General features: G+C 65.9%; 21 protein-coding genes and 1 tRNA gene. 15 read left to right on the top strand and 7 right to left on the bottom strand.

Annotation, left to right across the window (positions count from 1 at the left end; genetic code table 11):
• Positions 1–22 precede the first annotated feature (22 nt).
• The 8 genes from QHG62_RS12875 (at position 23) to QHG62_RS12840 (ending at position 6,589) form a co-directional block, all read left to right on the top strand.
• Positions 23–1,873: a tetratricopeptide repeat protein gene (locus tag QHG62_RS12875; RefSeq protein ID WP_281151207.1), complete on the top strand. Its 1,851-nt coding sequence runs from the start codon at positions 23–25 to the stop codon at positions 1,871–1,873.
• A 2-nt stretch (positions 1,874–1,875) separates the two neighbouring features.
• Positions 1,876–2,394, top strand: a complete 519-nt coding sequence (locus QHG62_RS12870) for a lipoprotein insertase outer membrane protein LolB (protein ID WP_281151610.1) — start codon at positions 1,876–1,878, stop codon at positions 2,392–2,394.
• Positions 2,391–3,281 carry a 4-(cytidine 5'-diphospho)-2-C-methyl-D-erythritol kinase gene (ispE, locus tag QHG62_RS12865; RefSeq protein WP_281151206.1) on the top strand — a complete coding sequence of 297 codons (891 nt, stop codon included), beginning with the start codon at positions 2,391–2,393 and terminating at the stop codon, positions 3,279–3,281. The genes QHG62_RS12870 and ispE overlap by 4 nt, the downstream gene beginning before the upstream one ends.
• Positions 3,282–3,349: 68 nt before the next feature.
• Positions 3,350–3,426, top strand: a tRNA-Gln gene (locus tag QHG62_RS12860).
• Positions 3,427–3,598: 172 nt separating this feature from the next.
• Positions 3,599–4,570 carry a ribose-phosphate pyrophosphokinase gene (locus tag QHG62_RS12855; protein WP_126747032.1) on the top strand — a complete coding sequence of 324 codons (972 nt, stop codon included), beginning with the start codon at positions 3,599–3,601 and terminating at the stop codon, positions 4,568–4,570.
• Positions 4,571–4,661: 91 nt separating this feature from the next.
• Positions 4,662–5,330: a 50S ribosomal protein L25/general stress protein Ctc gene (locus tag QHG62_RS12850; protein ID WP_157615666.1), complete on the top strand. Its 669-nt coding sequence runs from the start codon at positions 4,662–4,664 to the stop codon at positions 5,328–5,330.
• Positions 5,331–5,402: 72 nt separating this feature from the next.
• Entirely contained in the window at positions 5,403–6,035 is a 633-nt protein-coding gene (pth, locus tag QHG62_RS12845) for an aminoacyl-tRNA hydrolase (protein ID WP_126747034.1), read from the top strand.
• Between the two features lie 41 nt (positions 6,036–6,076).
• Positions 6,077–6,589, top strand: coding sequence for a hypothetical protein (locus tag QHG62_RS12840; protein WP_281151204.1), 513 nt, complete (start codon positions 6,077–6,079; stop codon positions 6,587–6,589).
• Here QHG62_RS12840 and QHG62_RS12835 read toward each other — a convergent pair.
• Positions 6,575–6,877, bottom strand: a complete 303-nt coding sequence (locus tag QHG62_RS12835) for a YfhL family 4Fe-4S dicluster ferredoxin (RefSeq protein ID WP_281151203.1) — start codon at positions 6,875–6,877, stop codon at positions 6,575–6,577. The two genes, QHG62_RS12840 and QHG62_RS12835, sit on opposite strands and share 15 nt — an antisense overlap.
• A gap of 62 nt (positions 6,878–6,939) precedes the next feature.
• Between QHG62_RS12835 and QHG62_RS12830 the strand changes: the two genes are divergently transcribed.
• The 6 genes from QHG62_RS12830 (at position 6,940) to QHG62_RS12805 (ending at position 13,706) form a co-directional block, all read left to right on the top strand.
• A complete protein-coding gene (locus QHG62_RS12830; protein ID WP_281151202.1) occupies positions 6,940–7,890 on the top strand; it encodes an ABC transporter permease in 951 nt (316 codons plus the stop codon).
• On the top strand, positions 7,887–8,762 hold the full coding sequence (locus QHG62_RS12825; protein ID WP_281151201.1) for an ABC transporter permease: 876 nt from the start codon (positions 7,887–7,889) through the stop codon (positions 8,760–8,762). The genes QHG62_RS12830 and QHG62_RS12825 overlap by 4 nt, the downstream gene beginning before the upstream one ends.
• 3 nt (positions 8,763–8,765) lie before the next feature.
• Positions 8,766–9,755: an ABC transporter ATP-binding protein gene (locus QHG62_RS12820; RefSeq protein ID WP_281151200.1), complete on the top strand. Its 990-nt coding sequence runs from the start codon at positions 8,766–8,768 to the stop codon at positions 9,753–9,755.
• The gene (locus QHG62_RS12815) at positions 9,752–10,582 is read left to right on the top strand and encodes an ATP-binding cassette domain-containing protein (RefSeq protein WP_281151199.1); all 831 of its coding nucleotides are present in this window, start codon (positions 9,752–9,754) and stop codon (positions 10,580–10,582) included. Before QHG62_RS12820 ends, QHG62_RS12815 begins: the two co-directional genes overlap by 4 nt.
• Before the next feature lie 218 nt (positions 10,583–10,800).
• Positions 10,801–12,288, top strand: a complete 1,488-nt coding sequence (locus tag QHG62_RS12810; RefSeq protein ID WP_281151198.1) for an ABC transporter substrate-binding protein — start codon at positions 10,801–10,803, stop codon at positions 12,286–12,288.
• Positions 12,285–13,706 (top strand): amidase, encoded by a 1,422-nt coding sequence (locus tag QHG62_RS12805; RefSeq protein ID WP_281151197.1) that lies wholly within the window; start codon positions 12,285–12,287, stop codon positions 13,704–13,706. Before QHG62_RS12810 ends, QHG62_RS12805 begins: the two co-directional genes overlap by 4 nt.
• Positions 13,707–13,962: 256 nt before the next feature.
• Here the strand turns inward: QHG62_RS12805 and QHG62_RS12800 are convergent, their stop codons facing one another.
• Genes QHG62_RS12800 through QHG62_RS12785 form a run of 4 tightly spaced genes read right to left on the bottom strand, consistent with a single transcriptional unit; the run spans position 13,963 to position 20,529 of the window.
• On the bottom strand, positions 13,963–17,073 hold the full coding sequence (locus QHG62_RS12800) for an efflux RND transporter permease subunit (RefSeq protein WP_281151196.1): 3,111 nt from the start codon (positions 17,071–17,073) through the stop codon (positions 13,963–13,965).
• The gene (locus QHG62_RS12795) at positions 17,070–18,314 is read right to left on the bottom strand and encodes an efflux RND transporter periplasmic adaptor subunit (protein ID WP_281151195.1); all 1,245 of its coding nucleotides are present in this window, start codon (positions 18,312–18,314) and stop codon (positions 17,070–17,072) included. The genes QHG62_RS12800 and QHG62_RS12795 overlap by 4 nt, the downstream gene beginning before the upstream one ends.
• The gene (locus QHG62_RS12790; RefSeq protein ID WP_281151194.1) at positions 18,311–19,810 is read right to left on the bottom strand and encodes an efflux transporter outer membrane subunit; all 1,500 of its coding nucleotides are present in this window, start codon (positions 19,808–19,810) and stop codon (positions 18,311–18,313) included. Before QHG62_RS12790 ends, QHG62_RS12795 begins: the two co-directional genes overlap by 4 nt.
• Positions 19,807–20,529 carry a CerR family C-terminal domain-containing protein gene (locus QHG62_RS12785; RefSeq protein ID WP_281151193.1) on the bottom strand — a complete coding sequence of 241 codons (723 nt, stop codon included), beginning with the start codon at positions 20,527–20,529 and terminating at the stop codon, positions 19,807–19,809. Before QHG62_RS12785 ends, QHG62_RS12790 begins: the two co-directional genes overlap by 4 nt.
• A 157-nt stretch (positions 20,530–20,686) precedes the next feature.
• On the opposite strand from QHG62_RS12785, the gene QHG62_RS12780 reads away from it, so the two are divergent.
• On the top strand, positions 20,687–22,240 hold the full coding sequence (locus QHG62_RS12780) for a sigma-54 interaction domain-containing protein (RefSeq protein WP_281151192.1): 1,554 nt from the start codon (positions 20,687–20,689) through the stop codon (positions 22,238–22,240).
• A 39-nt stretch (positions 22,241–22,279) separates the two neighbouring features.
• Here QHG62_RS12780 and QHG62_RS12775 read toward each other — a convergent pair whose 3' ends face one another.
• Positions 22,280–24,307, bottom strand: coding sequence for a J domain-containing protein (locus tag QHG62_RS12775; RefSeq protein ID WP_281151191.1), 2,028 nt, complete (start codon positions 24,305–24,307; stop codon positions 22,280–22,282).
• Positions 24,304–26,004: an Hsp70 family protein gene (locus QHG62_RS12770; RefSeq protein ID WP_281151190.1), complete on the bottom strand. Its 1,701-nt coding sequence runs from the start codon at positions 26,002–26,004 to the stop codon at positions 24,304–24,306. The genes QHG62_RS12775 and QHG62_RS12770 overlap by 4 nt, the downstream gene beginning before the upstream one ends.
• Between the last annotated feature and the right edge of the window lie 6 nt (positions 26,005–26,010).

The raw sequence follows: 26,010 nt of genomic DNA, 5'->3' as shown, positions 1-26,010 counted from the left end.
AAGCTTGGATTATTATGGTTCGATGATTCCATCGCCCCGCCGACACCGCCTTGCGGCGGCCGCGTCTCTCGTTCTGCTTGCCTGCGCGGTTCATGCGCAAACCTCCGATCCCGCCGCGCCCAACAGCCCGGCGCCCATCATCGAGAGGCAGGCTCCGCCCCGGCCGGGTACGAAGCCCGCGGCAGCGCCGGTGGTCGCCAAGCCGGCGAGCGAACCTGCTGCGCAGCCTTCGGCGCTCACGGCCGAGCTGTTCTACGAAATCCTGATGGGCGAGATGACCACGCGCTCCGGCGATCCCGGCGCTGGGTACGCGCTGGTGCTCGACGCGGCGCGGCGCCTGCGCGACGGCAAGCTGTTTCAGCGCGCGGTCGAAATTGCGCTGCAATCGCGCTCCGGCGATGCGGCGCTTGCAGCCGCCCGCGCCTGGCAGGAAACGTTGCCCAACTCGCGCGATGCACGCCGCATCGAGCTGCAGATCCTGATTGCGCTCAATCGCATCGGCGAAACGGCTGAGCTGCTGCGCGCAGAAGTCGCGGCCACGTCGCAAGTCGAACGCCCACTGCTCATGGCGGTGATCGTGCGCAACTACTCGCGCGCCACCGACAAGAAACTGGCCGCCTCGGTGGTCGAACGGGCACTGGCCGACGAACTCAAGAAGCCGGCGACCGGCGGACTGGCCTGGGCGACTGTGGGCCGCATGCGGCTGAATGCGGGCGACACCTCCGGTGCGCTCGACGCCGCGTTCAAGGGCCAGGAGATCGACCCCGCTTCCGAGGCGCCGGCTGCACTGGCACTCGAAATGATCGACCCCAGCCAGCCGCTGGCGGAGCCGATCGTCACGCGCTACCTTGCGAGCAACCCCAAGGCCTCGCCCGACCTGCGCGTTGCCTATGCACGCGTGCTGGTCGAAAACCGCCGTTTCGCTGATTCCACAGCGCAACTGCAGACACTGACCACGGCACGGCCGGAGTTGGCCGAACCCTGGCTGCTGCTCGGCAGCCTTCAGGCGCAGGCCCGCCAGGACGCGGCGGCGGAAACATCGCTCAAGCGCTATGTCGAACTCGCGTCATCGCAAAAAGACGCGAAGGATTCGGACGATCGCCAGCGCGGCACCACGCAGGCGTACCTGGTTCTCTCGCAACTCGCGGAGCGCCGCAAGGACTTCACGGGCGCGGAACGCTGGCTCGCGCGGGTCGACAGCACCGACGACCTGGTCGTTGCGCAAACACGGCGCGCAGGCCTGCTCGCACGCCAGGGCAAGCTGCCGCAAGCGCGCGAAGTGCTGCGCGGGTTGCCCGAGCGCACGGCCGAAGACAAGAAGCAGAAATTTCTCGCTGAAGTGCAGCTGCTGCGGGACGCCAAGCAATACCAGGCCGCCTACGACATGCTCACCCAGGCCTCGGTAGCCTCGCCGAACGACACCGACCTGATCTACGACCAGGCCATGGTGGCCGAGAAGCTGAACCGCCTCGACGAAATGGAGCGGCTGCTGCGCCGGCTGATCGAGCTCAAGCCCGAAAACCAGAACGCCTACAACGCGCTCGGCTACTCGTTCGCCGATCGCAAGATCCGGCTCGACGAGGCCCGCACGCTGATCCAGAAGGCGGTGCAGCTGGCACCGCAGGATCCGTTCATTGCGGACAGCCTGGGCTGGGTGGAATTCAGGCTGGGCAACACCACAGAGGCCATCCGCATCCTCGAGGCCGCCTACAAAACGCGGCCCGATCCGGAGATCGGCGCGCATTTTGGTGAAGTGCTCTGGTCGACCGGCCAGAAAGACCGCGCCGTGACGATCTGGAAAGAAGCCTTGCTGAGCGACGCCGAAAACGAAACCCTGCAGGAGACGCTCAAGCGCCTGCGGGTCAAGCCGTGAACATGCTCGCCCCAAGCCCCGTCGACCGCAGCCGCCGAGCCTTGTTGGCTGTGGGTGGGGCTGCTCTTCTCTCGATGGCGGGCTGCGCCCAATTGGGCGGCGGCTCCTCCGCGCCAAGAGGTTCGGACAGCTGGAGCGGCCGCATGTCGCTGCGCATCGACAGCCAGCCGGTGCAGACCTTCTCCGCATTGTTCGAATTGCGCGGTTCCCCCGAAGCCGGCGAGCTGTCGCTCACGAGCCCGATCGGCAGCACCCTGGCCCAGTTGCACTGGTCGCCCGGCGAGGCCTTGCTCAAGAACGGCAGCGAAGTGCGGCGCTACGAGTCGGTCGATGCGCTGATCGAAGCCGCCACCGGCGCCGCAATACCCGTCGGCGCACTGTTCGGCTGGCTCGCGGGACGCGACGACCGCGTTCCCGGCTGGCGCCCCGACCTGGCGCAAATCGCGAACGGCCGGCTGCAGGCCACGCGTGAGAACCCGGGGCCCACGGCCGACCTGCGCATTGTGTTCGAACGGTCATGAAGGCGATCTACGACCTTCCCGCACCGGCCAAGCTCAACCTCTTCCTGCACATCACCGGCCGGCGCGAAGACGGATACCACCTGCTGCAGTCGGTTTTCATGCTGATCGACTGGTGCGACACGCTGCACGTCGAGCTGCGGCGCGACGGGCAACTCAGCCGCGAAGACCTGACGACCGAATTGCCGCCCGACGACCTGGTGCTGCGTGCGGCGCGGGCGCTGCAGGTGCATGCCAGCCCCGGCCAGGGCGCCCATATCGGCGTAGCCAAGCAGGTTCCGGCGCAGGCGGGCATGGGCGGGGGCTCTTCGGACGCCGCAACGTGCCTGTTGGCACTCAACCGGCTCTGGAACCTGAACCTGCCGCTGGCACGCCTGGCCGAAATCGGCGTGAAATTGAGTGCCGATGTCCCGTTTTTCCTGGGGGGCCGAAATGCCTGGGTCGAGGGAATCGGCGAGAAAATCACACCTGTGAATATCCCTGCGGCAGGTTTCGTAGTGGCCAAGCCACCCGAAGGGCTCGACACGCGCTTAATTTTTTCTGCGCCGGACCTTCAACGCGCCACTCCTGTTGCTATAATCTCGGGCTTTGCTGCAGATAGCGAACAGCTTGAAGCTCCAAACCACGAAAGCAGTGCTTTCAAGGTTTTCGACTTCGGCCACAACGACCTGCAGCCGGTTGCCCAACGGCTTTGCCCCGCAGTCACCGAAGCCATCGAATGGCTCGGCGCCCAAGGATTGAAAGCCCGGATGACCGGCTCCGGAAGTTCGGTATTCGCGAAATTGCCGCAAGGGCCGCAAGAAGCGGAACTGGCCGAAGCCCCCGCGGGCTGGCAGGTTCGTCAATGCAGCAACCTGGCCGTTCATCCACTTTGGGGATGGGCGACCTGAAGATAATCGGATCGTGATGGGTCCGATGCGACATATATCGGTTTGTGGTGAAAACCATCGACCCGTGTAGGGGAGTCGCCAAGTTGGTTAAGGCACTGGATTTTGATTCCAGCATGCAAAGGTTCGAATCCTTTCTCCCCTGCCAAATCTCTTCAGGCTGCGGTCTAACCGCCGCAGCGCTTTCAGACTGCGGCCCACGGGCCGCAGTGCTTCTTTTGCAGCCTACCCGCTGCAATAATCGGCGGCCTCCAAGCCGCCACCACGACTCAAACTCTTTGGCGGCTTCCTAAAAGCCATTCGACTGCCGGGACGCGCTCATGCAGGCTAATCACCCTGATTTCATGGTTTTCACCGGCAATGCCAATCCTGGCCTGGCCGCAGAAATCGCGCAAAACCTCGGTACCTCGCTGGGTGCCGCGCGCGTGGGACGCTTCTCCGACGGCGAAGTCACCGTCGAGATCAACCAGAACGTCCGGGCGCGCGATGTGTTCGTGGTGCAGTCCACCTGCGCACCGACCAACGAAAACCTGATGGAACTGCTCATCATGGTCGACGCGCTCAAACGCGCCTCGGCCGAGCGGATCAGCGCGGTGATTCCCTACTACGGCTATGCCCGCCAGGACCGCCGCCCGCGCTCCAGCCGGGTGCCGATCTCGGCCAAGGTGGTGGCCAACCTGCTGGAAACCGTGGGCGTCGAGCGCGTGCTCACCATGGATCTGCACGCCGACCAGATCCAGGGCTTCTTCGACATTCCGGTCGACAACATCTATGCGTCGCCGGTGCTGCTGGGCGACCTGCGCCAGCGGAACTACGAAGACCTGATCGTCGTGTCGCCCGACGTCGGCGGCGTGGTGCGCGCACGAGCGCTGGCCAAGCAGCTGAACTGCGACCTCGCCATCATCGACAAGCGCCGCCCAAAGGCCAACGTGAGCGAGGTCATGAACGTGATCGGCGAAATCGACGGCCGCAACTGCGTGATCATGGACGACATGATCGACACGGCCGGCACGCTGGTCAAAGCGGCCGAAGTGCTCAAGGAGCGTGGCGCAAAAAGCGTCTATGCGTATTGCACGCACCCGATCTTCTCGGGTCCGGCCATCGAGCGCATCACCCACTCCGCCCTCGACGAAGTGGTCGTGACCAACACCATTCCTCTTTCCGACGGCGCCTTGGCCTGCGGAAAGATCCGCCAACTCTCCGTGGCACCGCTGATCGCCGAAACGATCCAGCGCATTGCCAAGGGCGAGTCGGTCATGAGTTTGTTCTCGGACCAGGACAACCTGTTCTGAGCAAAAAGCGGGCGCCACTTCCTTTTTCCGGAACGGCGCCCTTGTTGAACCGGAGTCGCACTGGTCGCGGTGGACTCTCACAGGAGTTGTTATGAAATTCGTCGCTTTTGAGCGCGCCAAGCAGGGCACGGGTGCGAGCCGCCGTCTCCGCATCTCGGGAAAGACGCCCGGTATCGTCTATGGTGGTGAAGGCAAGCCCCAGCTGATCGAGCTCGATCACAACGCGTTGTGGCACGCCCTCAAGAAGGAAGCCTTCCACGCCTCGATCCTCGAAATGGAACTCGGCGGCGCCACCAGCAAAGTGCTGCTGCGCGACGTGCAGTACCACCCGTTCCGCCAGCTGGTGCAACACATCGACTTCCAGCGCGTCGATGCCAAGACCCGACTGCACATGAAGGTGCCGCTTCACTTCAAGGGTGAAGAAGAGTCCGACGCCGTCAAGCTCGACCACAACCTGGTCACGCACGTGATGAACGAGCTCGAAGTGAGCTGCCTGCCGAGCGACCTGCCCGAGTTCATCGAGGTCGATCTCTCCAGCCTCAAGAAGAACGCCACGCTGCACGTGAGCGACATCAAGCTGCCCAAGGGCGTGAAGTTCGTGAGCCACGGCAAGCTGAACCCGGTCATCGTGTCGGCCGTGCCGCCGCTGGTCGCCGAAGAGCCGGCACCTGCCGCTGAAGGCGCAGCACCCGCCGAAGGCGCCGCCGCCGCCGGTGGCAAGCCTGCCGCCAAGACGGCAAAGCCCGCCGCGAAGAAGTAATTCTTCCGGCACCCTGCAAAAGGCCCGCTTCGTGCGGGCCTTTTGCTTTTGGGGCGGCGAGATAATTCCCTCATGATCAAGCTGTTTGTCGGCCTCGGTAATCCCGGGCCTGAATACGAAGCCACCCGGCACAACGCGGGCTTCTGGTGGATCGACGCACTCGCACGCGACTGGAAGCTCAACCTGGTGCCCGAGCGCAGCTACCACGGCCTTGCGGCGCGCGCGAACATCGGCGGGCAGAGCGTGTGGCTGCTCGAGCCGCAAACCTTCATGAACCTGTCGGGCAAATCGGTGGGCGCGCTCGCGCGCTTCTTCAAGATTGCGCCCGAAGAAATCCTTGTGGTGCACGACGAGCTCGACGTGGTGCCGGGCCAGGCCAAGCTCAAGTTCGGCGGCAGCCATGCCGGCCATAACGGCCTGCGCGACATCCATGCACAACTGGGCACGGGTGACTACTGGCGCCTGCGCCTGGGTATAGGACACCCCGGCGTGAAGTCGGAGGTGATCAACTGGGTGCTCAAGAAGCCGCTGAAGGAACAGCGCGAAGCCATCGAGGACGCCATCGTCCGCACACTGCATGCGGCCCCTGCCCTGGTGGCGGGCGAGATGGAAAAGGCCACCTTGATCATTCACACGAGCAAACCGCCCCGGCCCAAACCGCCGCGGCGAGAGCCCGGCGACGGAGGCACGCCCGCCGCCACCTAGCCGGCAACGAGAGCGGGATAGAGAAAAGGGAGAGAAATAAAATGAGAAGAAGCAGAAGCGCAATCCAGACCGGGAAAACCGGCGCAGCTATATTTTTAATAGCGTCAGGCGTTCTCTGGCTACCCGCTGCGGCACAAGGAAGGTCCGAAACCTACCGCTGCGGCAACACCTACACCGACCGCCCCTGCGAAGGCGGAAAACCGGTGAAAGTCGACGACTTGCGCTCCGATGCGGACCGCCGTGCTTCGGAAGCCGGAACGCAAAAGGCCGAGGTCCGCGCCGATCAGCTCGAGCGCATTCGCCTGTCCCAGGAAAAAGAAGCCTACGAGCGCGACCGCCGCTCCGCCCACGAGGCCCGGCAGGCCGCCGTCGCCGAGCGAAAGCTCGCGTCTTCCGAGCAACTCGCGCAGGCACGCGCCCGAAAACTCGCCTCGGAACCGCACAAGTCGAGCACGCGCTTCAGCGGGGCAACGGGAGGAAAACCAGCCTCGTCGCCGGGCGGCGCGGGCGGCAAGAAAAAGCGAAAGCCGTCGTCCGGCTCAGACGCCGGCTGAAGGCACAGGCGGCCGAGGCTCCACAGCCGCGGCTGCCGCCTTGGCCGCGGCAAGCCGCTCGAACTTCTGCCACAGCGTCTCGCGGGTTTCCACGTGCTCCGGGTTGATGGGAATGCACGCAACCGGGCACACCTGCACGCACTGCGGCTCGTCGAAATGGCCCACGCATTCGGTGCACTTGCGCGGGTCGATCTCGTAGAACTCGGCGCCCATGTAGATCGCGTCGTTCGGGCACTCGGGCTCGCAGACATCGCAGTTGATGCATTCGTCGGTGATCATGAGGGCCATACCCGATTATCGCGAACAAGGCACGCTTGTTGCAGGAGTCGGGTTATGCTGCGCCCCGCCCCATGAGCCTGTTTATTCTCAAGCGCCTCGCCACGCTGATCGCCACGCTGATCGGCGCCTCGGTCATAGTGTTTCTCGTCCTCGAGATATTGCCCGGCAACGCCGCGCAGTTGCTCATGGGCCCCGACGCCGCACCTGATGCGGTCGCTGCCCTTGCTGCCAAGCTCGGCCTCGACCAGCCCGCCTGGACGCGCTACTGGCAGTGGATTGCGGGCCTCCTGACGGGCAACCTGGGCGACAGCTACGCCTACAGCACCCCGGTGCTCGACCTCATCCTGGAACGGCTCGCGCTCACCGTGCCTCTCGCACTGCTGGCGATGGCGCTGACGACGGTGCTCGCATTGCTTGTGGGCGTCACCGCGGCAGCGCGCCACAACAAGCTCGGCGACGTGGGCCTGATGGGCCTCACGCAGGTGGGCATTGCCATTCCCAATTTCTGGTTCGCGATCCTGCTGATCCTGGTGTTTTCCGTTCAGCTGCAGTGGTTCTCGGCCGGCGGCTTCGAGGGCTGGGGCGAAGGTGTCTTCGCGGGCATCAAGTCGCTGCTGCTGCCGGCCTTGTCGCTTGCCGTGGTGCAGGCGGCCATCCTTGCGCGCATCACGCGTTCGGCGGTGCTCGAAGTGATGCGCGAAGACTTCGTTCGCACTGCGCGCGCCAAGGGCGTTTCGCAGCGCGCGGTGCTCTGGACCCACGTGCTGCGCAACGCGATGATCCCGGTGGTCACGGTCATGGGCATGCAGTTTTCCGAGCTGCTGGCCGGCACCATCGTGATCGAAAAGGTGTTCTACCTGCCCGGCCTCGGCCGGCTGATCTTCGAAGCCATCGGCAACCGCGACCTGATCGTCGTGCGCAACTGCGTGATGCTGCTTGCCGCCCTGGTGGTCATCGTGAATTTCGTGGTCGACGTGCTCTACGCCGTGATCGACCCGCGCATCAAGGCGAGCGACATATGAGCGCGACGACTGTTCCGAGCGCAGCAGCGCTCAAGGTGCCCGGCTTCTGGCGCCGCGCACTGCGGCACCGCAGCTTCGTGCTTGGCGGCGTTCTCACGCTGCTCCTGCTGCTGGCCGCCTTCGTCTCGCTGGTGTGGACGCCGTGGTCGCCCTACGAGATGGACATGCCCAACAAGCTCAAGCCGCCCTCGGGCGCGCACTGGCTGGGCACCGACACCTACGGACGCGACGTGGCCTCGCTGCTGCTGGTGGGCGCGCGAGCGTCCATCCTGGTGGGCATGATTGCGGTGGGCATCGGCCTTGTCGTCGGCACGGCGCTGGGCCTTATGGCCGCGGCGCGGCGCGGCTGGGTCGAGGAAGCCATTATGCGGCTCACCGATTTCTCGCTTGCCTTCCCGGCCATTCTGTCGGCCATCATGATGACGGCCGTGTTCGGCGCCGGCATCGTCAACGCGATCATCGCAATCGGCATCTACAACATTCCGACCTTTGCGCGCATCACGCGCGCATCGGCCAACGCCATCTGGTCGCGCGAATACGTGGCGGCGGCGCGCGCGTGCGGCAAGGGTTCGTTCGCCATCACCATGCAGCATGTGCTGCCCAACATTTCGGCCGTGCTGATCGTGCAGATCACCATCCGCTTCGCGATTGCCATCCTCGCCGAAGCCGCCCTCTCCTACCTCGGTCTGGGCACACAGCCGCCGCAGGCCTCGTGGGGCCGCATGCTCAACGAGGCGCAGACCATGATGTTCCAGTCGCCCCTGCTTGCGGTGTTTCCGGGCATGGCCATTGCGCTGGCGGTGCTGGGGCTCAACCTGCTCGGCGACGGCCTGCGCGACCTGCTCGACCCGCGCCTTGCGAGGGCGCGTTAAGCCATGCCTCTTCTCGAAGTCAAAGACCTGCACGTCGAGCTGCAAACACAGCGCGGCCCCGCCGAGGCCGTGCGCGGCATCGGCTTCACGCTCGAGCGCGGCGAAACGCTGGGCATCGTGGGTGAATCGGGCTGCGGCAAATCGATCACGGTGCAATCGCTCATGGGCCTGCTGCCCGCCACCGCAAAGGTCACAGGCAGCATCCGCTTCGACGGCACCGAGCTCGTGGGCCTGGGCGAAAAGGCCATGTGCAAGATTCGCGGCAACCGCATCGGCATGATCTTCCAGGAGCCGATGACGGCACTGAACCCGGTGCACACCATTGCGCGCCAGGTCGGCGAGCCGCTGCGCCTGCATCGCGGCCTCACAGGCGCCGACGCACGCAAGGAGGTGCTGGCATTGCTGGAGCGCGTGGGCATTCCCGATGCGGCTTCGCGGCTCGATGCTTATCCGCATCAGTTTTCGGGCGGGCAACGCCAGCGCATCGGCATTGCCATGGCATTGGCCTGCGGCCCCGACCTGCTCATTGCCGACGAGCCCACCACCGCGCTCGACGTCACGATCCAGAAGCAGATCCTCGAGCTCATTCAAGGTCTGGTCGCGGAGCGCGGCATGGCGCTGATCCTGATCTCGCACGACCTTGGCGTGATCGCGCAGAGCGTGTCGAAGATGCTGGTGATGTACGGCGGCAGCGTGGTCGAGAGCGGCCCGACCGACACCGTGTTTGCAGAGCGCGCACATCCGTATACGCAGGGCCTGTTCGCGGCGCGGCCGGCACTCGGCGCGCCACGCGGCATTCGCCTGGCGACCATCCGCGGCAGCGTGCCCGAGCTGATCGACCTGCCGCAAGGTTGCCCTTTTGCGGGCCGATGCAAGTACACCGTCGACGCCTGCCATGCGACCCGGCCTCCGCCCACGATGCTGCCGCACGACCATGCGGTGCGGTGCATCCGGCTCGAAGAGATTGCCGCGGAAGGCGCCCTCGCATCATGAGCCAACCGATCAGCACAGCGCCCCTGCTCGAGGTGACCGACCTCGTGCGCCACTACGCCCTGCCGCGCGAAAAGCTCTTTGGCCCGCCGCCGCTCGTCAAGGCGCTGAACGGCGTGAGCTTCAAGGTCGAGGCCGGCCGCAGCCTGGGCATCGTCGGCGAATCGGGCTCGGGCAAGTCGACCATCGCACGCCTGGTGATGGCGCTCGACGCGCCCACTTCGGGCAGCGTGCGCATGCTGGGCCGCGACCTGCACCAGCTGCCCCGAAGCGAACTGCGTACGGCGCGGCGGGACTTCCAGATGGTGTTCCAGGACCCTTACGGCTCGCTCGATCCGCGCCAGACGGTGGCGCGCATCGTGGCCGAGCCGCTCGAGGCGCTGGCCGAAACCAGCCGCGCCGTGCAGCGCGAGCGCGCCTCCGAAGCCCTGGCCGCGGTGGGCCTGCGCACCACCGACATGGACAAGTACCCGCACGAATTTTCGGGCGGACAGCGCCAGCGCATCGCGATTGCACGAGCGCTCATCACGCGCCCCAAGCTCATCGTGGCCGACGAACCCGTGAGCGCGCTCGACGTGTCCGTGCAGGCCCAGGTGCTCAACCTCATGCAAGACCTGCAGCAGCAGTTCGGTATCAGCTACCTGCTCATCAGCCATGACCTCGCGGTGGTGAACCACCTCTGCGACGAGGTCTGCGTGGTGTGGAAGGGCAAGATCGTCGAACAGGGGCCGCCCGGCGAGCTTTTCAGCAATGCGCAGCATCCGTACACGCGCACCCTGCTCGACGCGGTGCCGCGCACGCCGGCAGGCGGCACGCTGCTGGCCGCCTGAGTAAACGCCGCGCAAATCCGCATCCGGGTACGTCCCGAGGAAAAAGCGCCGCTGCAGGCAAGCAGCAACGCGCCCGCTGCGAGAGAATGACTTTGGCTGCGCGCGTGGCATCTTTCGTGCTGCGTGCTCTTGCTCCGCGCCGCGGCGCCTCCATTCGGGGCGCCGTGCGCGTTGAAGCAGCCAAATCGCACACCCAGTTTTTCCGGAGATCACACCGTATGCTGAATCGTCGCACCCTCCTTGCCACCGCCGGCGCCACCGTTGCCCTGGCCACCCCTGTCACCGGCATGGCGCAGGGGCGGAAGGACGCCATCGTGATCGGCATGGCGCTCGAGCCGCCGGGGCTCGACCCCACTGCGGGTGCCGCGGCCGCGATCGGGGAAGTGGTGCACTACAACATCCTCGAGACGCTCACCAAGATCAATGCCGACGGCAACGTCACGCCCCTCCTGGCCGAGAGCTGGGAAGTCTCGCCCGACCTGAAGACCTACACCTTCAAGCTCAAGCGCGGCGTCAAGTACCAGAACGGCGAACCCTTCAACGCCAACACCGTGAAGTTCGCCTTCGACCGTGCCGGTGGCGAGAAGAGCACCAACAAGGACAAGCGCACCTTCGCGAACCTGAGCACGCAGGTGGTCGACGACTACACCGTCGTCATCATCAACAAGGAAATCGACCCCGACCTGCCCTTTGTGCTGGGCCAGGCCACCGCAGCGATCGTCGAGCCCAAGAGCGCCGACACGAACGCCACCAAGCCGGTGGGCACCGGCCCCTACAAGCTCGACAACTGGGCCAAGGGCTCGTCGATCACGCTGAGCAAGTGGGACGGCTTTCGCAGCCCCGGCACCGCGAAGATCAACAAGGTCACGTTCCGCTTCATTGCCGACGCCGCCGCGCAGGCCGCGTCGCTGCTGGCCGGCGACGTCGACGTGTTCACGCGCATCGGCACGCGCGTGGTGCCGCAGTTCAAGAGCAACCCGCAGTTCCAGACCATCCTGGCCGGCTCGCGCGCCAAGACCATTCTCTCGATCAACAACAAGAAGAAGCCGCTGGACGACGTGCGCGTGCGGCGCGCCATCCTTTCGGCCATCGACCGCAAGGCCGTGATCGAAGGCGCGGCGGACGGCTTCGGCGTGCCTATCGGCAGCCACTACGTGCCGGGCGCGGCGGGCTATGTCGACACCACCGCCGTGAATCCCTTCGACATTGAAAAAGCCAAGAAGCTGCTCGCCGAAGCCGGCGTGAAGACGCCGCTCGAACTCACCATGACCCTGCCGCCGCCGCCCTATGCACGCCAGGGCGGCGAAGTGATCGTGGCCCAGCTGGCCAAGATCGGCATCACGGTGAAGGTGCAGAACGTCGAATGGGCCCAGTGGCTCAGCGGCACCTACGGCAACAAGGACTACGACCTGTCGATCGTGTCGCATGTGGAGCCCTTCGACCTCGGCAACTACGCCAAGGCTGACTACTACTGGGGCTACCAGTCGAAAGCCTTCAACACGCTGTTCGACAAGATCAAGTCCACGGGCAATGCGGCCGAGCGCAACAAGCTGCTCGGCGAAGCGCAGAAGATGCTGGCTGCCGATGCAGCCAACGGCTTCCTGTATCAGCCGCAGTTCCCGACCATTGCGAAGAAGAACGTGAAGGGCCTCTGGAAGGAGAACCCGATCTTCGTGAACGACCTGTCGGCCCTGTCATGGGGATGAGCGCGGACGTGTCTTCTTCCTCCTCTGCATTGAACGACCTTTCCGCCCAGGAGCTCTCCGCCGCCTACCGCGACAAGCGCCTGTCGCCGGTCGAGGTGACGCAGGCCGTCATCGCGCACATCGAGCGCTGGGAACCGAAGCTGCAGGCCACTTGGCTCTTCAGGCCCGAAGCCGCGCTTGAACAGGCGCGGGCTTCGGAAGCGCGCTGGCAGCGCGGCGAATCGCTGGGCCCGCTCGACGGCGTGCCCGCCACCATCAAGGAAAACATCGCCACGCGCGGCGACCCGATGCCGGCAGGTACAGCCGCCGTCGACCTGAAGCCTGCCACCGCCGATGCACCGCCGGCCGCGCGCCTGAAGGAAGCCGGCGCGGTGATCGTCAGCAAGACCACGATGCCGGACTACGGCATGCTGTCTTCGGGGCTCTCGAGCTTTCACAAGCTGGCGCGCAATCCGTGGGACCTGAGCAAGACCCCGGGCGGCTCCAGTGCCGGTGCCGGTGCAGCGGCTGCCGCGGGCTACGGCCCGCTGCACATCGGCACCGATATCGGCGGCTCGCTGCGGCTGCCCGCAAGCTGGTGCGGCATCTTCACGCTGAAGCCGAGCCTGGGCCGGATTCCGATCGACCCGCCGTACATGGGCCGCGCCGCGGGCCCCATGACCCGTAGCGTGGCCGATGCTGCGCTGATGATGCAGGTGCTCTCCAAGCCCGACGCGCGCGACAGCATGAGCCTGCCGCCGCAAGACATCGATTGGGCGAGCTTCGATGTCGCGCCCGACCATTTGCGCGGGCTGCGCATCGGGCTGCTGCTCGACGCGGGCTGCGGCCTGGCGGTGGAGCCCGAGATCGAGGCAGCAGTCGAGCGTGCCGCCCGTCTGTTCGAGAAGGCCGGTGCGATCGTCGAAACCATGCAGCCATTCATGTCGCAGGCCATGCTCGACGGCATGGATCATCTGTGGCGCATGCGCTCGCTGGTGGACATGAAAGCCTTGCGTGCCGACCAGCGGGCCAAGGTACTGCCCTACATTCGCGAGTGGGCCGAGAGCGCGGCCGAGTTCAGCGGCGAACATGTGTTCCGCGGCTTCAGCCAGTTCCACGCAACGCGCGTGGCAGCGGTGCAGGCCTGCGCACGGTTCGACTACGTGATCTCGCCGGTGTCGCCCAACATGCCCGCAGCCGCGGAAGCACCTTCGCCGACCAACGATCCGCTGCGGCCGCTGGAGCACATCGGGTTCACTGTCCCGTTCAACATGTCGGAGCAGCCTGCGTCTTCGGTGAACTGCGGGTACTCGGCTGGCGGCCTCCCGATCGGGCTGCAGATTGCCGGGAAGCGTTTTGACGATCTCGGTGTGCTGCGCGTGTCTCGTGCGTTCGAGCAGATTCGGGAGCCGCAGCGGGCTTGGCCTGTTCTGCCGTAGCGCTTTGTGGCCGCTGTTCAGGGCGGCGCTCCCGCCGACGGGGTACCTTGCTCCGCGAATGTCCCCCGGCCTGCGGCCTCCTCCTTTGAGGAGGGGCGCAGCCCCGGGGGACATTCGCGGAGGGGAGTACCCGGTGGCCTTTGCACAAGCCCTGAACAGCGGCGCCCAAAACAGCGGCGCCCCAAAAAAAACCCCGCAAGCAACGGCGTAAAAACCAACGCCCTCCCCGCAGCCAGCAGGAGAGGGCGCGGCACATTCAAGTCCGTGGTGCTTCGACCAGGTCGTCGTCGATGTGCGGATCAGCCGGCTGGCCCCGCAGCTTGCGCACAGTTCGCCGAATCCAGTGCTCGATGTCGTCCACATAAGTGAACACAGCCGGCACCACCAGCAAACTCAACACGGTAGAGGTAATCAGCCCCCCGATCACCGCCATCGCCATCGGCGAACGGAAACTCGAGTCGGCGGCGCCCAGGCCCACCGCAATCGGCAGCATGCCGGCGCCCATGGCCAGCGTGGTCATGATGATGGGCCGTGCGCGCTTGTGGCAGGCATCGCGCAATGCATCCCAGCGGCTCATGCCGTGATCGCGCCGCGCCACGATGGCGTATTCGACCAGCAGGATCGAGTTCTTGGTCGCGATGCCCATCAGCATGATCAACCCGATCAGCGACGGCATCGAAAGTGCCTTTTGCCCGATCAGCAAACCGACGAATGCTCCGCCCAGCGCCAAAGGCAATGCGCAAAGAATCGTCACCGGATGCAGGAAGTCCTTGAAAAGAAGCACCAGCACGATGTAGATGCACAGCACACCCGTGAGCATCGCAAGGCCGAAGCTCGCGAACAGCTCGGTCATCACTTCGGCGTCGCCGATCTCGGTCACGCGCACACCGGGCGGCAGTTTCTGCATCGACGGCAGCGAGGTGACTGCGGCCTTTGCATCGCCGAGGCCAACGCCCGAGAGCTCGATCTCGAAGTTGACATTGCGCGAGCGGTCGTAGCGGTCGATGACGGCAGGGCCGCCTTCCATCGTCAATGACGCCACCTGGCTCAGCATGACCGGGCCACGAGCACCGGGCACCGAAAGGCGGCCGAGCAGATCCAGGTTCTGGCGCGCCGAATCTTCGAGCTTCACCACGATGGGCACCTGCCGCTGCGCGAGGTTGAGCTTGGCCAGCGCCTGGTCGTAGTCGCCCAGCGTGGCCACGCGCAAGGTCTCGGCAATGGCGGAACTTGTCACGCCCAGATCGGCGGCGCGTGCAAAGTCGGGCCTAACGGCAATCTCGGGGCGGATCAGGCTCGCGGTGGACGTGATGTTGCCAAGGCCGGGCACCGTTCGCAGGTCTTTCTCGACTGCGCTGGCTGCGCTGGCCAGGGCAGCAGGGTCTTCGCCGGTAAGCGCGAGGATGTACTTTTCGCCCGAGCCGCCGAGACCCACCGTGCTGCGCACGCCAGGCAGCGTTTCAAGCGCGGCGCGAATCTGGTTTTCGATCACCTGCTTGCGCGGCCGGTCACCGCGGTCATCCAGCTTGATGGTGAGCGTGGCCTTGCGCGTTTCGGGCGTGCCGAAGTTGGCGAACGGGTCGCCGCCCGCGCTGCCGCCCGCAACCGTGGTGTAGACGCTTTTCACGTGCTGGATCTTCATCACCCGGTTTCGCGTTTCTTCCGCGGCCGCGGTGGTCTGCGCGAGCGTGGAACCGGGCGCAAGCGAGAGATAGATCTGCGTCTGCGAGTTGTCGTCCGGCGGAATGAAGCCGGTCTTCAACAGCGGGATCATCGCCAGGGAACCAAAGAAGAAGAGGGTGGCGAACACCATCGTCTTGAAGCGGTGGTGCGTGCTCCATTCCACCGCGCGCATGTAGGCCGTGAGCCAGCGCGGCTCCTTCTCGGCGCCGACCACCGGCTTCAGGATGTAGGCCGCCATCATCGGCGTGAGCACCCGCGCCACCACCAGCGAAGCAAACACCGCCAGCGAAGCCGTCCAGCCGAACTGCTTGAAGAACTTGCCCGCCACGCCGCTCATGAAGGCCGTGGGCAGGAACACCGCAATCAGCGTGAACGTGGTGGCAATCACCGCCAGGCCAATTTCGTCGGCGGCCTCCATGGCGGCCTCATACGGCGTCTTGCCCATGCGCAAGTGGCGCACGATGTTTTCCACCTCCACGATGGCGTCGTCCACCAATATCCCGACCACGAGCGAAAGCGCGAGCAGCGAAATGACGTTGACCGAAAAGCCCAGCAGGTGCATGCCGATGAAGGCCGGAATCACAGACATGGGCAGCGCCACGGCCGAGACAAAAGTGGCCCGCCAGTCGCGCAGGAACAGCCACACCACGATCACGGCCAGGATGGCGCCTTCGTACAGCAGGTGCAGCGAGCCGTCGTACTCTTCTTCCACCGGGTCGACAAAGTTGAAGGCTTCGGTCAGCTCGATGTCGGGGCGTTGCACGCGCAAATCGGCCAGCGCCTTCTGGATGGCGCGGCCCACTTCCACTTCGCTGGCGCCGCGGCTGCGGGCCACTTCGAAGCCGACCACGGGCTTGCCGTTGAGCAATGCCGCGGCGCGGGGCTCGGCAATGGTGTCGCTGATGCGCGCCACCTGGTCGAGCCGGATGCGGCGGCCGTCCGAAAGAGCAATCTGCATATCGGCGAGCTGGTCCGCCGACTGCACCGTGGCCATGGTGCGCACGGGCTGTTCGCTGCCGCCCAGGTCGATGCGTCCGCCCGCGCTTTCGGTTTGCACCTGCCGCAGCTGGCGCGAGATGTCGGCCGCCGAGGCGCCCAGCGCCTGCAGCTTGGCCGGGTCGAGATCGACGTGCACCTGGCGCGTGACGCCGCCCACGCGGTTGACCGCGCCCACGCCGGGCAATGCGAGCAGCTTCTTGGTGATGTCGTTGTCCACGTACCAGCTGAGCGCCTCGATGTCCATGCGCGACGAGGCGATGGTGAAGGCCAGCACCGGCTGGGCGGCAAAGTCGAGCTTGGTAACGACCGGGTCGCGCACGTCGGCCGGCAGGTCGGCGCGCACGCGCTGCACCGCGGAGCGCACGTCGTCCACGGCCTCTTGCACCGGCTTCTCGAGTCGGAACTCGACGATGAGCGTGGCGGCGCCATCCTGCACCTTGGTGGTGATGTGCTTCAGGCCTTGCACGGTGGCAATGGAGTTCTCGAGCTTGCGCGCAACGTCGGTTTCAAGCTGCGAAGGCGCGGCGCCGGGCAGCGATGCCGAGACCGTCACGGTCGGCAGGTCGATGTCCGGAAAGTTCTGCACCTTCATCGCGTTGAACGACAGCAGCCCACCGAAGGTGAGCAGCACGAACAGCATCACCGCCGGAATAGGGTTGCGGATGGACCATGCGGAAACGTTCATGGGCGTGCCTTTGTTTCGTTGGTGCCGGCGTTGCCCGCAGGTGCCGATGCCGCCGGTGCCAGCGATGGGGCGGGCTGGGCGCCGGCTGCTGCCGGTGCGGGCGCCGTCACAACGCGCACCAGGTCACCGTCGTTCAGGAAGCCCGCGCCTTGCACCACGATCTGCGCGCCCTCGGGCAACGCACTGGTGATTTCGACGCGCTCGCCGACGCGGCGGCCGGTCTGTACCTTGAGCTGCGCCACGCGGTTGTCGGGCAGCAGCATGAACACGTTGTTGAAGCCGTCGCGCGGAACGATGGAGCTCTGCGGCACGGTGGGCGCCGAGCTGCGTCCCAGTTCGAAGTCGCCGCGCGCGAACATGCCCGCCTTGATGCCGGTGTTCTGCTGCACGTTCGGCAGGTCGACATAGACCAGCGCCGCGCGCGTTTGCGGATCGACCGTGGGCGCGATGCTGCGTACCTTGCCGCGCACCTGTGCGCCGCTTGCACTGACCACGAAGGCTGTGGTGCCCACCGCAATGCGGCTCAGCTCGGCCGAGGTCACCTCGGCGCGCCATTCGAGCCGGCCCTGGCGGATCAGCCGGAACAGCTCTGTGCCGGCTGCCACCACGCTGCCGACCGTGGCGGTGCGCGACGAGATCACGCCGTCGTCGGGCGCCAGCACCTGCGTGTTGCGGCCGCGCACTTCCTGTGCGGCAAGCACGGCTTCGGCGGCTTCGACGCGCGCCTTCGCGGTCTGCTCGGCTGTTTGATACTGGTTGATCTGCTGCTGGCTCAGTGCGCCTGTGGCTTGAAGCGTGCGGGCGCGCGCCGCGTTGCCCGCCGCGTCGGCGGCGGTGGCCTTGGCTTCCGCCAGTGAGGCGCGCGATTGAGCGATGTCGGCACGCACCGTCTCCGGCGAGAACACGGCCAGCACCTGGCCCTTCTTCACCACATCGCCCACGTTCACGCGAACCTCTGCCAGCTTGAGGCCACTCGATTCGGAGCCCACGCTGGCCTCTTGCCAGGCCGCCACATTGCCGTTGGCGGCGAGGGTGAGCGTGAGCTCGGTGGACTCGGGTTTGGCGACGGTCACCGTCAACGTCGGCCGTGGCGGCGGCGCGCCGTCCTTGCCCTTGGCGGCCGCGGGCGCGGCGCCCGGCTCGCCCGCGGGTTTGCTGCGCGTCAGCCACAAGGCCGCGGCAACCACGATGACGAGCGCCAGCAGCGCGATGACGAGGGTAGAGCGTTTGATTCTTTTCATGGCGACGTCGCGACCTTGGCGGTCGGGTTGGAGGTCATAGAGGGCGATTCGGGGCGGGCCCATCCGCCGCCCATCGAGCGGTAGAGCGCAACCCAGGCTTCGGTGCGTTCGCGTTGCAGCGAGACGCGCGCGGTTTGCGCCGCAAAGAGCGTGCGGCGCGAATCCTCGAGTTCGAACAGGCTGGCCAGGCCGCTCTGGTAGCGGGCCTGCGTGGCGTCGAACGAGGCTTGGTAGTTCTGCACGGCCGTGTCGGCATCGGTGGCGCGTGCGTTGGTGCTGTCGAGGTTGACCAACGCTTCTTCCACCTCTCGCACCGCCTGGCGCACGTTGGCGCGGTAGAGAGAGACGGCCTCGGTGTAGCGCGCCTTCGCCGCTTCGGCGTTGGCAGCACGCGTGCCGCCGTCGAACAGGGGCACCGTCAGCGACACCGGCCCCACGGTCCAGGTGTCTAGCGATTCGCGGAAGCCGCTGGTGCGAATCTGCAGGCGGCCGATGGAGCCCGAGAGCGACAAGCGCGGATAGCGTGCGGCTTCGGCCGAACCCACTTCGGCGCTAGCGGCGGCCACACCCAGTTCGGCGGAATACACGTCGGGCCGCTGGGAGATGGCCTGCGCCGGCACACTGGCAATGCTGCCCACGACGGGCAGCGCGCGTTGTGCCGGCGAGGCTGCGAGCTTTTGCTCCAGCGTTGTTTCGTCGATGCCGCTGAGCGCCACAAGCGCCTTGCGCTGCACGGCGCACAATGCGCGCTGCTGCGTCAGGCGGCCAGAAGCATCGGATGCGCTGGCGCGTGCGAGTGCGGCATCTGCCGGCGCGGTAAAGCCTGCGCGCGCCGAAAGGTCGGTGAGCCGCGCGGTTTCTCCGCGCGAGCGCGCGTCGGATTCGGACACGCGCAACTGCTGCTGGCAAGCGCGCTCGGCGAAATAGGCGTTGGCGGTTTCGGCCGCCACCGCAACGCGCGCGTCATGCCACTTGGCATCGGCGCTTTCCTGCCGGTTGCGCGCGGCGTCTCGATCAGCACGCAGCCGGCCGAACAGGTCGATTTCCCACTGCGATTGCAGGCCCGCCTGCAGCGTGGTCACCGGCGCAAGCGCGGTGGCGCCGCCGCTGCCGGACGAGGCACCTGAAGCGCCGGAGCCGAGCGAAGAGCCCGAGACGCCTCGGCTAGCCGACAGCGTGCCATCGAGGTTGGGCAGCAGCGCCGCGCCGGCCGCAATGCGGGTGGAGCGCGCCTCGGCCACGCGCGCCGCGGCGCTCGCCACGTTGGGGCTCGCGGCTTCGGCCGCGGCAATGAGCTCGACCAGCAGCGGGTCGTCCAGCTGGCGCCACCAGTCGGCCAGCGACGCGAGCGAGCCGCCGTGCGGCAGCGGCGCGTGCCACTGCGCGGGCACCGGCGCTTCCACCGCGGCGGGCGGCCTCATGAACCCGCAGCCGCTGAGCCCGAGCCCAATGCCGAGCGGCAGGCATAGCGTGTAGATCAATCGAAGTCTTCTCATGTCTTCTTTCTCCCGGATCGGACTGGTGCGGCCGCAGGCTTGGCGGCGGCCTGGCGGCGCAATGCTTCGGCCTCGACCAGCGCAAGGGCGTAGCCGGTGAGGCGCTGGGCCCAGGTGTCGACGCTGCGCGGCGTGTTCAGCAAAGAGGGGCGGATGGCCTCGACGAGGTCCTGGCTCACGAAGAGCTGCATCGCAAGGCCGGTGATGGCGAAGGTCAGCCGATGCACGTCGTCGTCGGGCCGCGGCAGGCCGAGCCGGCGGCACAGAATGCCGGCAATGGCCTTGTGCGGCGCCTTGATGTCGCGCTCCATTTCTTCGGCCCACTGGCTGGTCGGCTCGAGCATTTCGCGCAGGTGCAGCTGGATGCACTGCCGCACGATCTCGCCTTGCTTGAGCGGCTCGATCATGTGGGTGAAGAACACGCGCAGTGCTTCTTCGATCGGCATGTCGGGCGCGTCGTACAGCTGCACGAAGTCGCCTGCATTGCCGCCCATCGGCTCGCCGAAGCTTGCGGCATACAAGCCGGCCTTGTCGCCGAAGTAGTAGCTGATGGCCGAGATGTTCACGCCTGCAGTGCGCGCAATTTCTCGGGTGGAGGTCTTGGCGTAGCCGTTGGCTGCAAAGAGCGAGAGCGCGGCGTAGAGAAGACGCTGGCGCGCTTCAACGCCGTCGCTTCGGGGGGCGCGGGCAGAAATAGCTTGAAGGGCGGGGGCGCTCATGCCCGCGATTACACCACGCAGACAATCAAACGATTGATTTACTTAAGGCCGGATGAGGGCTTTAGTCGCACTCATCGGCTGAATGTGAATTCTGGACAATTCCAAAGCTGTATTGATGCCGGATTTGTTGCGGATTGATGCACGCTACGATCCGCCCATGTCCGCCGCTCCGCCCTTTACCGCAACCTCCGCCCTGCCTCTAGATGCAGAGGGCATCCTCGCGCTGGCCGCGCGCTCCATGTTCCATCTGTTCTCGAGCATCAGCCAAGGCATGTTCCTGGTCGACCGCAGCGGGCGCATCGTGTGGGTGAACGAAGGCTATCGTCGCTTCTTGCCGGCGCTGGGGTTTTCTTCGATCGATCAGTTCATGGGGCACATGGTCGAAGACGTCATTCCCAACACGCAGATGCGGCGCGTGCTTGAAACCGGCGAGCCGATACTGGTCGACCTGCTCACCAATAAAGCTGGTACTTTCGTCGTCAGCCGCATTCCGCTGCGGGCCGAGCACGACGGGCAAGAGGGGCAGAAGGGCGGGGCGGGAGAGGTCATCGGCGCCATCGGCATCGTGCTGTTCGACCAGCCCGAAACCACGCTGCAGCCGCTCATCAGCAAGTTTGCGCTGCTGCAGCGCGACCTCGACGATGCGCGGCGCGAGCTGGCAACCCAGCGCAACAACCCGCTCTACCTGCATGCAGCCGACGGCCAGCGGCGCTCCAAATACACCTTTGCCAGCTTCATCGGCAGCAGCCCTGCGGCGGTGGAAGTAAAGCGACATGCACGGCGCGCGGCGCAGTCGACCAGCCCGGTGCTGCTGCTGGGCGAAACAGGTACCGGCAAGGAACTGCTCGCGCATGCGATTCACGCGTCTTCGGCGCGGGCCAAGGGGCAGTTCGTCAGCGTCAACATTGCGGCCGTGCCCGACACGCTGCTGGAGGCCGAATTCTTCGGCTTTGCACCCGGCGCCTTCACCGGCGCCGACCGGCGCGGACGCGAAGGCAAGTTCAAGCTGGCGGATGGGGGCAGCCTGTTTCTCGACGAAATCGGCGACATGCCCCTCGGCTTGCAGGCCAAGCTGCTGCGCGCGCTGCAAGAAGGCGAGATAGAGCCGCTCGGTTCCAACAAGCTCGTGCCCTTCGACGCGCGCGTGATCGCCGCCACCTCGCGCGACCTGCCCGAGCTGGTGCGCCGTGGCCAGTTTCGCGAAGACCTGTACTACCGCCTCAACGTGCTGCCATTGCGCGTGCCGCCGCTGCGCGAGCGGCGCAGCGACATACCGGCGCTGGTCGAAGCCCTGGGCGAGGACATGGCGCTGCGCAGCGGCGAGGCGCCGCCCGAGCTCACGCCCGATGCACTGGCGCTGCTTGCAGGGCAGCATTGGCGCGGCAACATCCGCGAGCTGCGCAATGTGCTGGAGCAGGTGACCATGCGCAGCGATTCGCAGCGCATCGACGCCGCGCAGCTCGAGCGCATCCTGCGCGAGGCGGGGCTGGAGCAGATTGCCCCACCCGAGTTGCCGCAAGCAGGCGGTGATGCCGACGAGGAAGCCGCATTGCTGCGGCCACTCGCTCAGCAGGTGGCCGAACTTGAACGGCGCGCCATCGCCGCGGCAATGGCGGCAACCGGCGGCAACAAGCTTGCCACATCGCGGTTGCTGGGTATTTCGCGGGCGACGCTGTACGAGCGTATGACAAACACGGATCGCGCGGCCTGAAACGCGGAGACCACCCTTGGCTGCGGCCGGTTCGATTCTCTAGCGCGAGCCGGTCCGCGACTGCACCTTGACCAGCCTGAAAAAGCCGGAGGTCCACATCATGAGCAGGAGCGGGGCGCAGAAGGTGAGTCCGAAGCGGCGGACCTGCGTTTCGAATGGATTGGCCGCGGGGCCCCAGCCCAGATGCGTATCGATCCAGCTGCTCGCGCCGTAGTACACGCCTGCCCAAACGGCCCAAAGCGTGAGCAAGGCCAGTCCGATCCATCCCCTCCGTGCGAGTTTCTGGCCCGGCAAGAGGGCCAGCACCGCATGGTTGAACCACAAGCTGGCAAACAACACGAACAGGCCGGCTACGGCGGCGGAGAACGGCAGCTGCCACGCGCGCTCCTGCGCCGGCAAGGCTGCAATCGAGATGCACACGATGGCGATTACCAGGCGGGGCGATTGCGAGGCGCCGAGTTGCATGAGCCGGTAAGGCCACGCCACCGTGATGCGCAGCAGCGACCCCACCATGACGAGCAGGCCATGGTGCGTGGTCTGGTTCGTGCGCTCCCTGTGCCGCCGGGCATCCTCCTTGTACTGGCGCCAACGGCTCTCGATGGCGTCGCCGTGGAGCGTGTGGGCCAGGCAGGCGGCCATGAACCACGCCATGCCTGCGCATGCACCGGTCCAGGGCAAGCCGCTGAACCAGGGAAGATAGATGCCGACGACGATGCAGAGCACCAGGATGGCCGGGAAGGCGGGGCTCGCCTCGGTGGGTGGCAGCGACGGCGTCATCACGGCAAATGCGATCAGCAGCACCGTAATGCACACCAGCACCGGACTTCCGAAACCGGAGTGAAACGCCGCGGGCCATGCATCGGTCTCGCTGAGCCCGCACATGAACGTGGCCGCCAGCATGCAGGCAAAGCCCACGGCGGCAAGATGCGACCGCTTGGGCAAGCCCGGCGCCAGGCCTTCAGGCCGGAGTGTCGCGTGCACGCTTGCCTTGAAAGAAAGGAAGAAGCGATACGCAAAGTGCAGCACCACCCAGCCGACGACGCCGTTGGCGACCGCGAACGCCAGGCGTTCGAGCCAGGGCCTCTCTGCATAGCCTTTCAGCTGCACCACTGTTGCTGCTACAAGAAGCACGGCGAAGGTGCGAACCCACGCTCCGACTTCCATTGCGTGATCGGCGCGCGAATGCTGCGGCGGCGGTACCCCTAGAACATACCGCTGCCTGGGCTCGAGCTCGCCCCAGAGGCGTGCGAGGCGGCTCGACGCAAGCATGGCAAACAGATACAGCCGCCACTTGGCGACCTGCTCGATCATCGGGCCGAAGAACGAGAGTTCGGCGTAGCGGCGCCTGAAGTTTTCGTCGGCGTGAAAACCAAAATTCAGATCGTGCAGCCGCTGGCGAAGCGCGACGGCGCGCGACGCCCCCATCACCTGCTCCGTCCGAAAATCGGTTTCCCAGCCGAAGTAGGTGGACAAGCCCTGCGCGAAGCCGCGCGGCATCTGCTCCGCGTCGATCACCAGTTGCGCAAACCATTTGCTTGCTTCGCTGTGCTCCCAGAAAGGCAGCTTGCCGAGCTCTTGTTCCAGCAGGGGCCATCCGGCAATCAAGGCTTCGCCGCCCGCCTGCTGCAGGTAGGCCAGGGTTTGCTCCGCGAGCACGCGGGCGGGAACGTAGGACAGGGGCGGCGCTTCGGGCCCGGGTTGCGGCTCCAGATGCGGTTCATGCGCAGGCTCAGGCTCAGGCAGGGCCTGGGGCTCAGGCGCAAGCGCTTCTTCTGCGGCGATGCTTGCATGCCCTTCGTCGGTAGCAGCGTGCTGCTCAGGCGCTGTTGCCAGTGCCACCGCCGTTATGGTCGCCCGCTCCTCCGGCAAAGGCTCGACCGCGTGCGTTGCCGCATGCTGTGCGAGCCATCGCGCATGTTCCTGGGCAAATTCGTAGGCCTCTCTCAAGGCTTGGTAGGCCTGTGCGTCGTCGTCGGGCCGCGTCACCTTCAACCGCGCCGCATAGGCACGCTTGATTGCAATCAGGTCGGCAGTGGGCTCCATGCCGAGCGTCGACCAGAAATTCACAGCACGAAGCCCTTGTCGATGCTGTCGAGGTAAGCCTTGAATTCGGTTCGATGCTGCCGAATCAGGTGCTCGTCCTGGCTGTCGAGCGCCGCTTCGAAGCGCATCAGTGCATGGGCAACGTCTTGCCGTGCATGGCCCAAGCGATCTTCGTAGAGCCGCTTCGCCCGCGACACCAGGTACACGTTCTCCTGCTTGTCGCGCGGATGGATCTTGAGTGTGCGCAGTTTCTCGAGTGCGGCGGCAATCTGCTGTTCGCTCATGACCTGCGCAGACCGCTGGATCACGCTCTGCGTCGTCTGCCCGGTGGCGGGAATATGGGCCTCCACTTCGAGCAAGCCGTTGATGTCGTAGGTGAAGCGAAGATTCACGTTGATTTCGCCGCGCGGCATCGCAGGCACCTGGACATCGAGGCTGCCCAGCTTGAGGTTTTCGGTTCCTATCGGCGACTCGCCCTGGCGCACGTCGATGGAGATGGCTGTCTGCCCGTCCTGCACAGTCGAGTAGGACTGCACACGCGACACCGGCACGGCCGTGTTGCGCTCGATGATGGGGGAGAAGCGGTTGGGGTAGTGGCGGCCGTCGATCTCTTCCGACACCACGATGCCGAGCGAGTAGGGCATCACGTCGGTGAGCACGACCTCGTCGAGCGCAGCGTTTCTTTCTTTGAGCGCTGCCTGTATCGCGGCGCCGCGGGCGACGGTTTCGTCCGGATTGATGGTTCGCAGCGGAAGCCGGCCGAACAAGCGTGTCACAACCTGCCGCACGATAGGCATGCGGCTTGCGCCCCCCACCAGAACCACTTCGCTGAGGCCGCTCGGGTCGAGCTTTGCGTCCATCAGGGCGCGTTCGAGCGGCCTTCGCAGACGCAGCAGCAAGTCGGCGCAGCGTTTTTCGTATTCGGCGCGGGTCACTTCCAGCGTGTGCGTGGCTTCATTGCGCTGAAGCTGGAGTTGCGCGGTTTCGCGTTCGCTCAGGTCGCGCTTGGCTTGCTCGGCCGATCGCCAGAGCGCGTTGTCGGAGGCGATGGCTTCCTTGTCCGCATCGTTGAGCGCGGGAATCTTCTCGACGAACCAGTCGACCAGCACCTTCACGAAGTCTTCGCCGCCAAGGCGGGTGTCGCCCGCGCTGGCGCGCACCTCGATCACGCCTTCAAAATATTCGAGCACCGAGACGTCGAAGGTGCCGCCGCCAAGGTCGAACACGAGGAAGGCCGAGTGATCGGCGCGTTCCTGCAATCCGTAGGCAAGCCCGGCCGCGGTGGGCTCGTTGAGCAGCCGCTCGACCTTCAGGCCCGCCAGGCGTCCGGCTGCCTGGGTGGCCTTGCGCTGCACGTCGTTGAAGTACGCCGGCACCGTGATCACGGCCTCGGTGACAGGCTGGCCCAGATAGGCCTCGGCATCGGCCTTCAGGGCGCCGAGCACGAGCGCGCTCAGTTCCTCGGCGCGCATCCGGCGCTGGCCGAGCATTACGGTGTGGTCCGTGCCCATCCAGCGCTTGAAGGCGGTGGCCGTGAGCCTGGGGTGGGTGGCGGCGCGTTCGCGAGCGGGCAGTCCGACGATAAAGCTGCCGTCGTCAGCCACGCCAACGGCAGAAGGAGTCAGCACGTGCCCCAGCGAATTCGGGATCAGTTCTGTTTTTCCGTCTCGGTATACACAGACCAGGCTATTGGTCGTTCCCAGGTCGATTCCAACTAGCATCTCACT

This window comes from Variovorax paradoxus (genome assembly GCF_029919115.1).
Taxonomy (GTDB): domain Bacteria; phylum Pseudomonadota; class Gammaproteobacteria; order Burkholderiales; family Burkholderiaceae_C; genus Variovorax; species Variovorax paradoxus_O.
This window is presented reverse-complemented; position numbering and strand designations above follow the sequence as displayed.

What these genes read in the sequence shown, in the direction of transcription:
- QHG62_RS12875 (WP_281151207.1), top strand. Translation starts at nt 23, where the DNA reads ATGATTCCATCGCCCCGCCGACACCGCCTTGCGGCGGCCGCGTCTCTC.
- QHG62_RS12870 (WP_281151610.1), top strand. Translation starts at nt 1,876, where the DNA reads ATGCTCGCCCCAAGCCCCGTCGACCGCAGCCGCCGAGCCTTGTTGGCT.
- ispE (WP_281151206.1), top strand. Translation starts at nt 2,391, where the DNA reads ATGAAGGCGATCTACGACCTTCCCGCACCGGCCAAGCTCAACCTCTTC.
- QHG62_RS12855 (WP_126747032.1), top strand. Translation starts at nt 3,599, where the DNA reads ATGCAGGCTAATCACCCTGATTTCATGGTTTTCACCGGCAATGCCAAT.
- QHG62_RS12850 (WP_157615666.1), top strand. Translation starts at nt 4,662, where the DNA reads ATGAAATTCGTCGCTTTTGAGCGCGCCAAGCAGGGCACGGGTGCGAGC.
- pth (WP_126747034.1), top strand. Translation starts at nt 5,403, where the DNA reads ATGATCAAGCTGTTTGTCGGCCTCGGTAATCCCGGGCCTGAATACGAA.
- QHG62_RS12840 (WP_281151204.1), top strand. Translation starts at nt 6,077, where the DNA reads ATGAGAAGAAGCAGAAGCGCAATCCAGACCGGGAAAACCGGCGCAGCT.
- QHG62_RS12835 (WP_281151203.1), bottom strand. Translation starts at nt 6,877, where the DNA reads ATGGCCCTCATGATCACCGACGAATGCATCAACTGCGATGTCTGCGAG.
- QHG62_RS12830 (WP_281151202.1), top strand. Translation starts at nt 6,940, where the DNA reads ATGAGCCTGTTTATTCTCAAGCGCCTCGCCACGCTGATCGCCACGCTG.
- QHG62_RS12825 (WP_281151201.1), top strand. Translation starts at nt 7,887, where the DNA reads ATGAGCGCGACGACTGTTCCGAGCGCAGCAGCGCTCAAGGTGCCCGGC.
- QHG62_RS12820 (WP_281151200.1), top strand. Translation starts at nt 8,766, where the DNA reads ATGCCTCTTCTCGAAGTCAAAGACCTGCACGTCGAGCTGCAAACACAG.
- QHG62_RS12815 (WP_281151199.1), top strand. Translation starts at nt 9,752, where the DNA reads ATGAGCCAACCGATCAGCACAGCGCCCCTGCTCGAGGTGACCGACCTC.
- QHG62_RS12810 (WP_281151198.1), top strand. Translation starts at nt 10,801, where the DNA reads ATGCTGAATCGTCGCACCCTCCTTGCCACCGCCGGCGCCACCGTTGCC.
- QHG62_RS12805 (WP_281151197.1), top strand. Translation starts at nt 12,285, where the DNA reads ATGAGCGCGGACGTGTCTTCTTCCTCCTCTGCATTGAACGACCTTTCC.
- QHG62_RS12800 (WP_281151196.1), bottom strand. Translation starts at nt 17,073, where the DNA reads ATGAACGTTTCCGCATGGTCCATCCGCAACCCTATTCCGGCGGTGATG.
- QHG62_RS12795 (WP_281151195.1), bottom strand. Translation starts at nt 18,314, where the DNA reads ATGAAAAGAATCAAACGCTCTACCCTCGTCATCGCGCTGCTGGCGCTC.
- QHG62_RS12790 (WP_281151194.1), bottom strand. Translation starts at nt 19,810, where the DNA reads ATGAGAAGACTTCGATTGATCTACACGCTATGCCTGCCGCTCGGCATT.
- QHG62_RS12785 (WP_281151193.1), bottom strand. Translation starts at nt 20,529, where the DNA reads ATGAGCGCCCCCGCCCTTCAAGCTATTTCTGCCCGCGCCCCCCGAAGC.
- QHG62_RS12780 (WP_281151192.1), top strand. Translation starts at nt 20,687, where the DNA reads ATGTCCGCCGCTCCGCCCTTTACCGCAACCTCCGCCCTGCCTCTAGAT.
- QHG62_RS12770 (WP_281151190.1), bottom strand. Translation starts at nt 26,004, where the DNA reads ATGCTAGTTGGAATCGACCTGGGAACGACCAATAGCCTGGTCTGTGTA.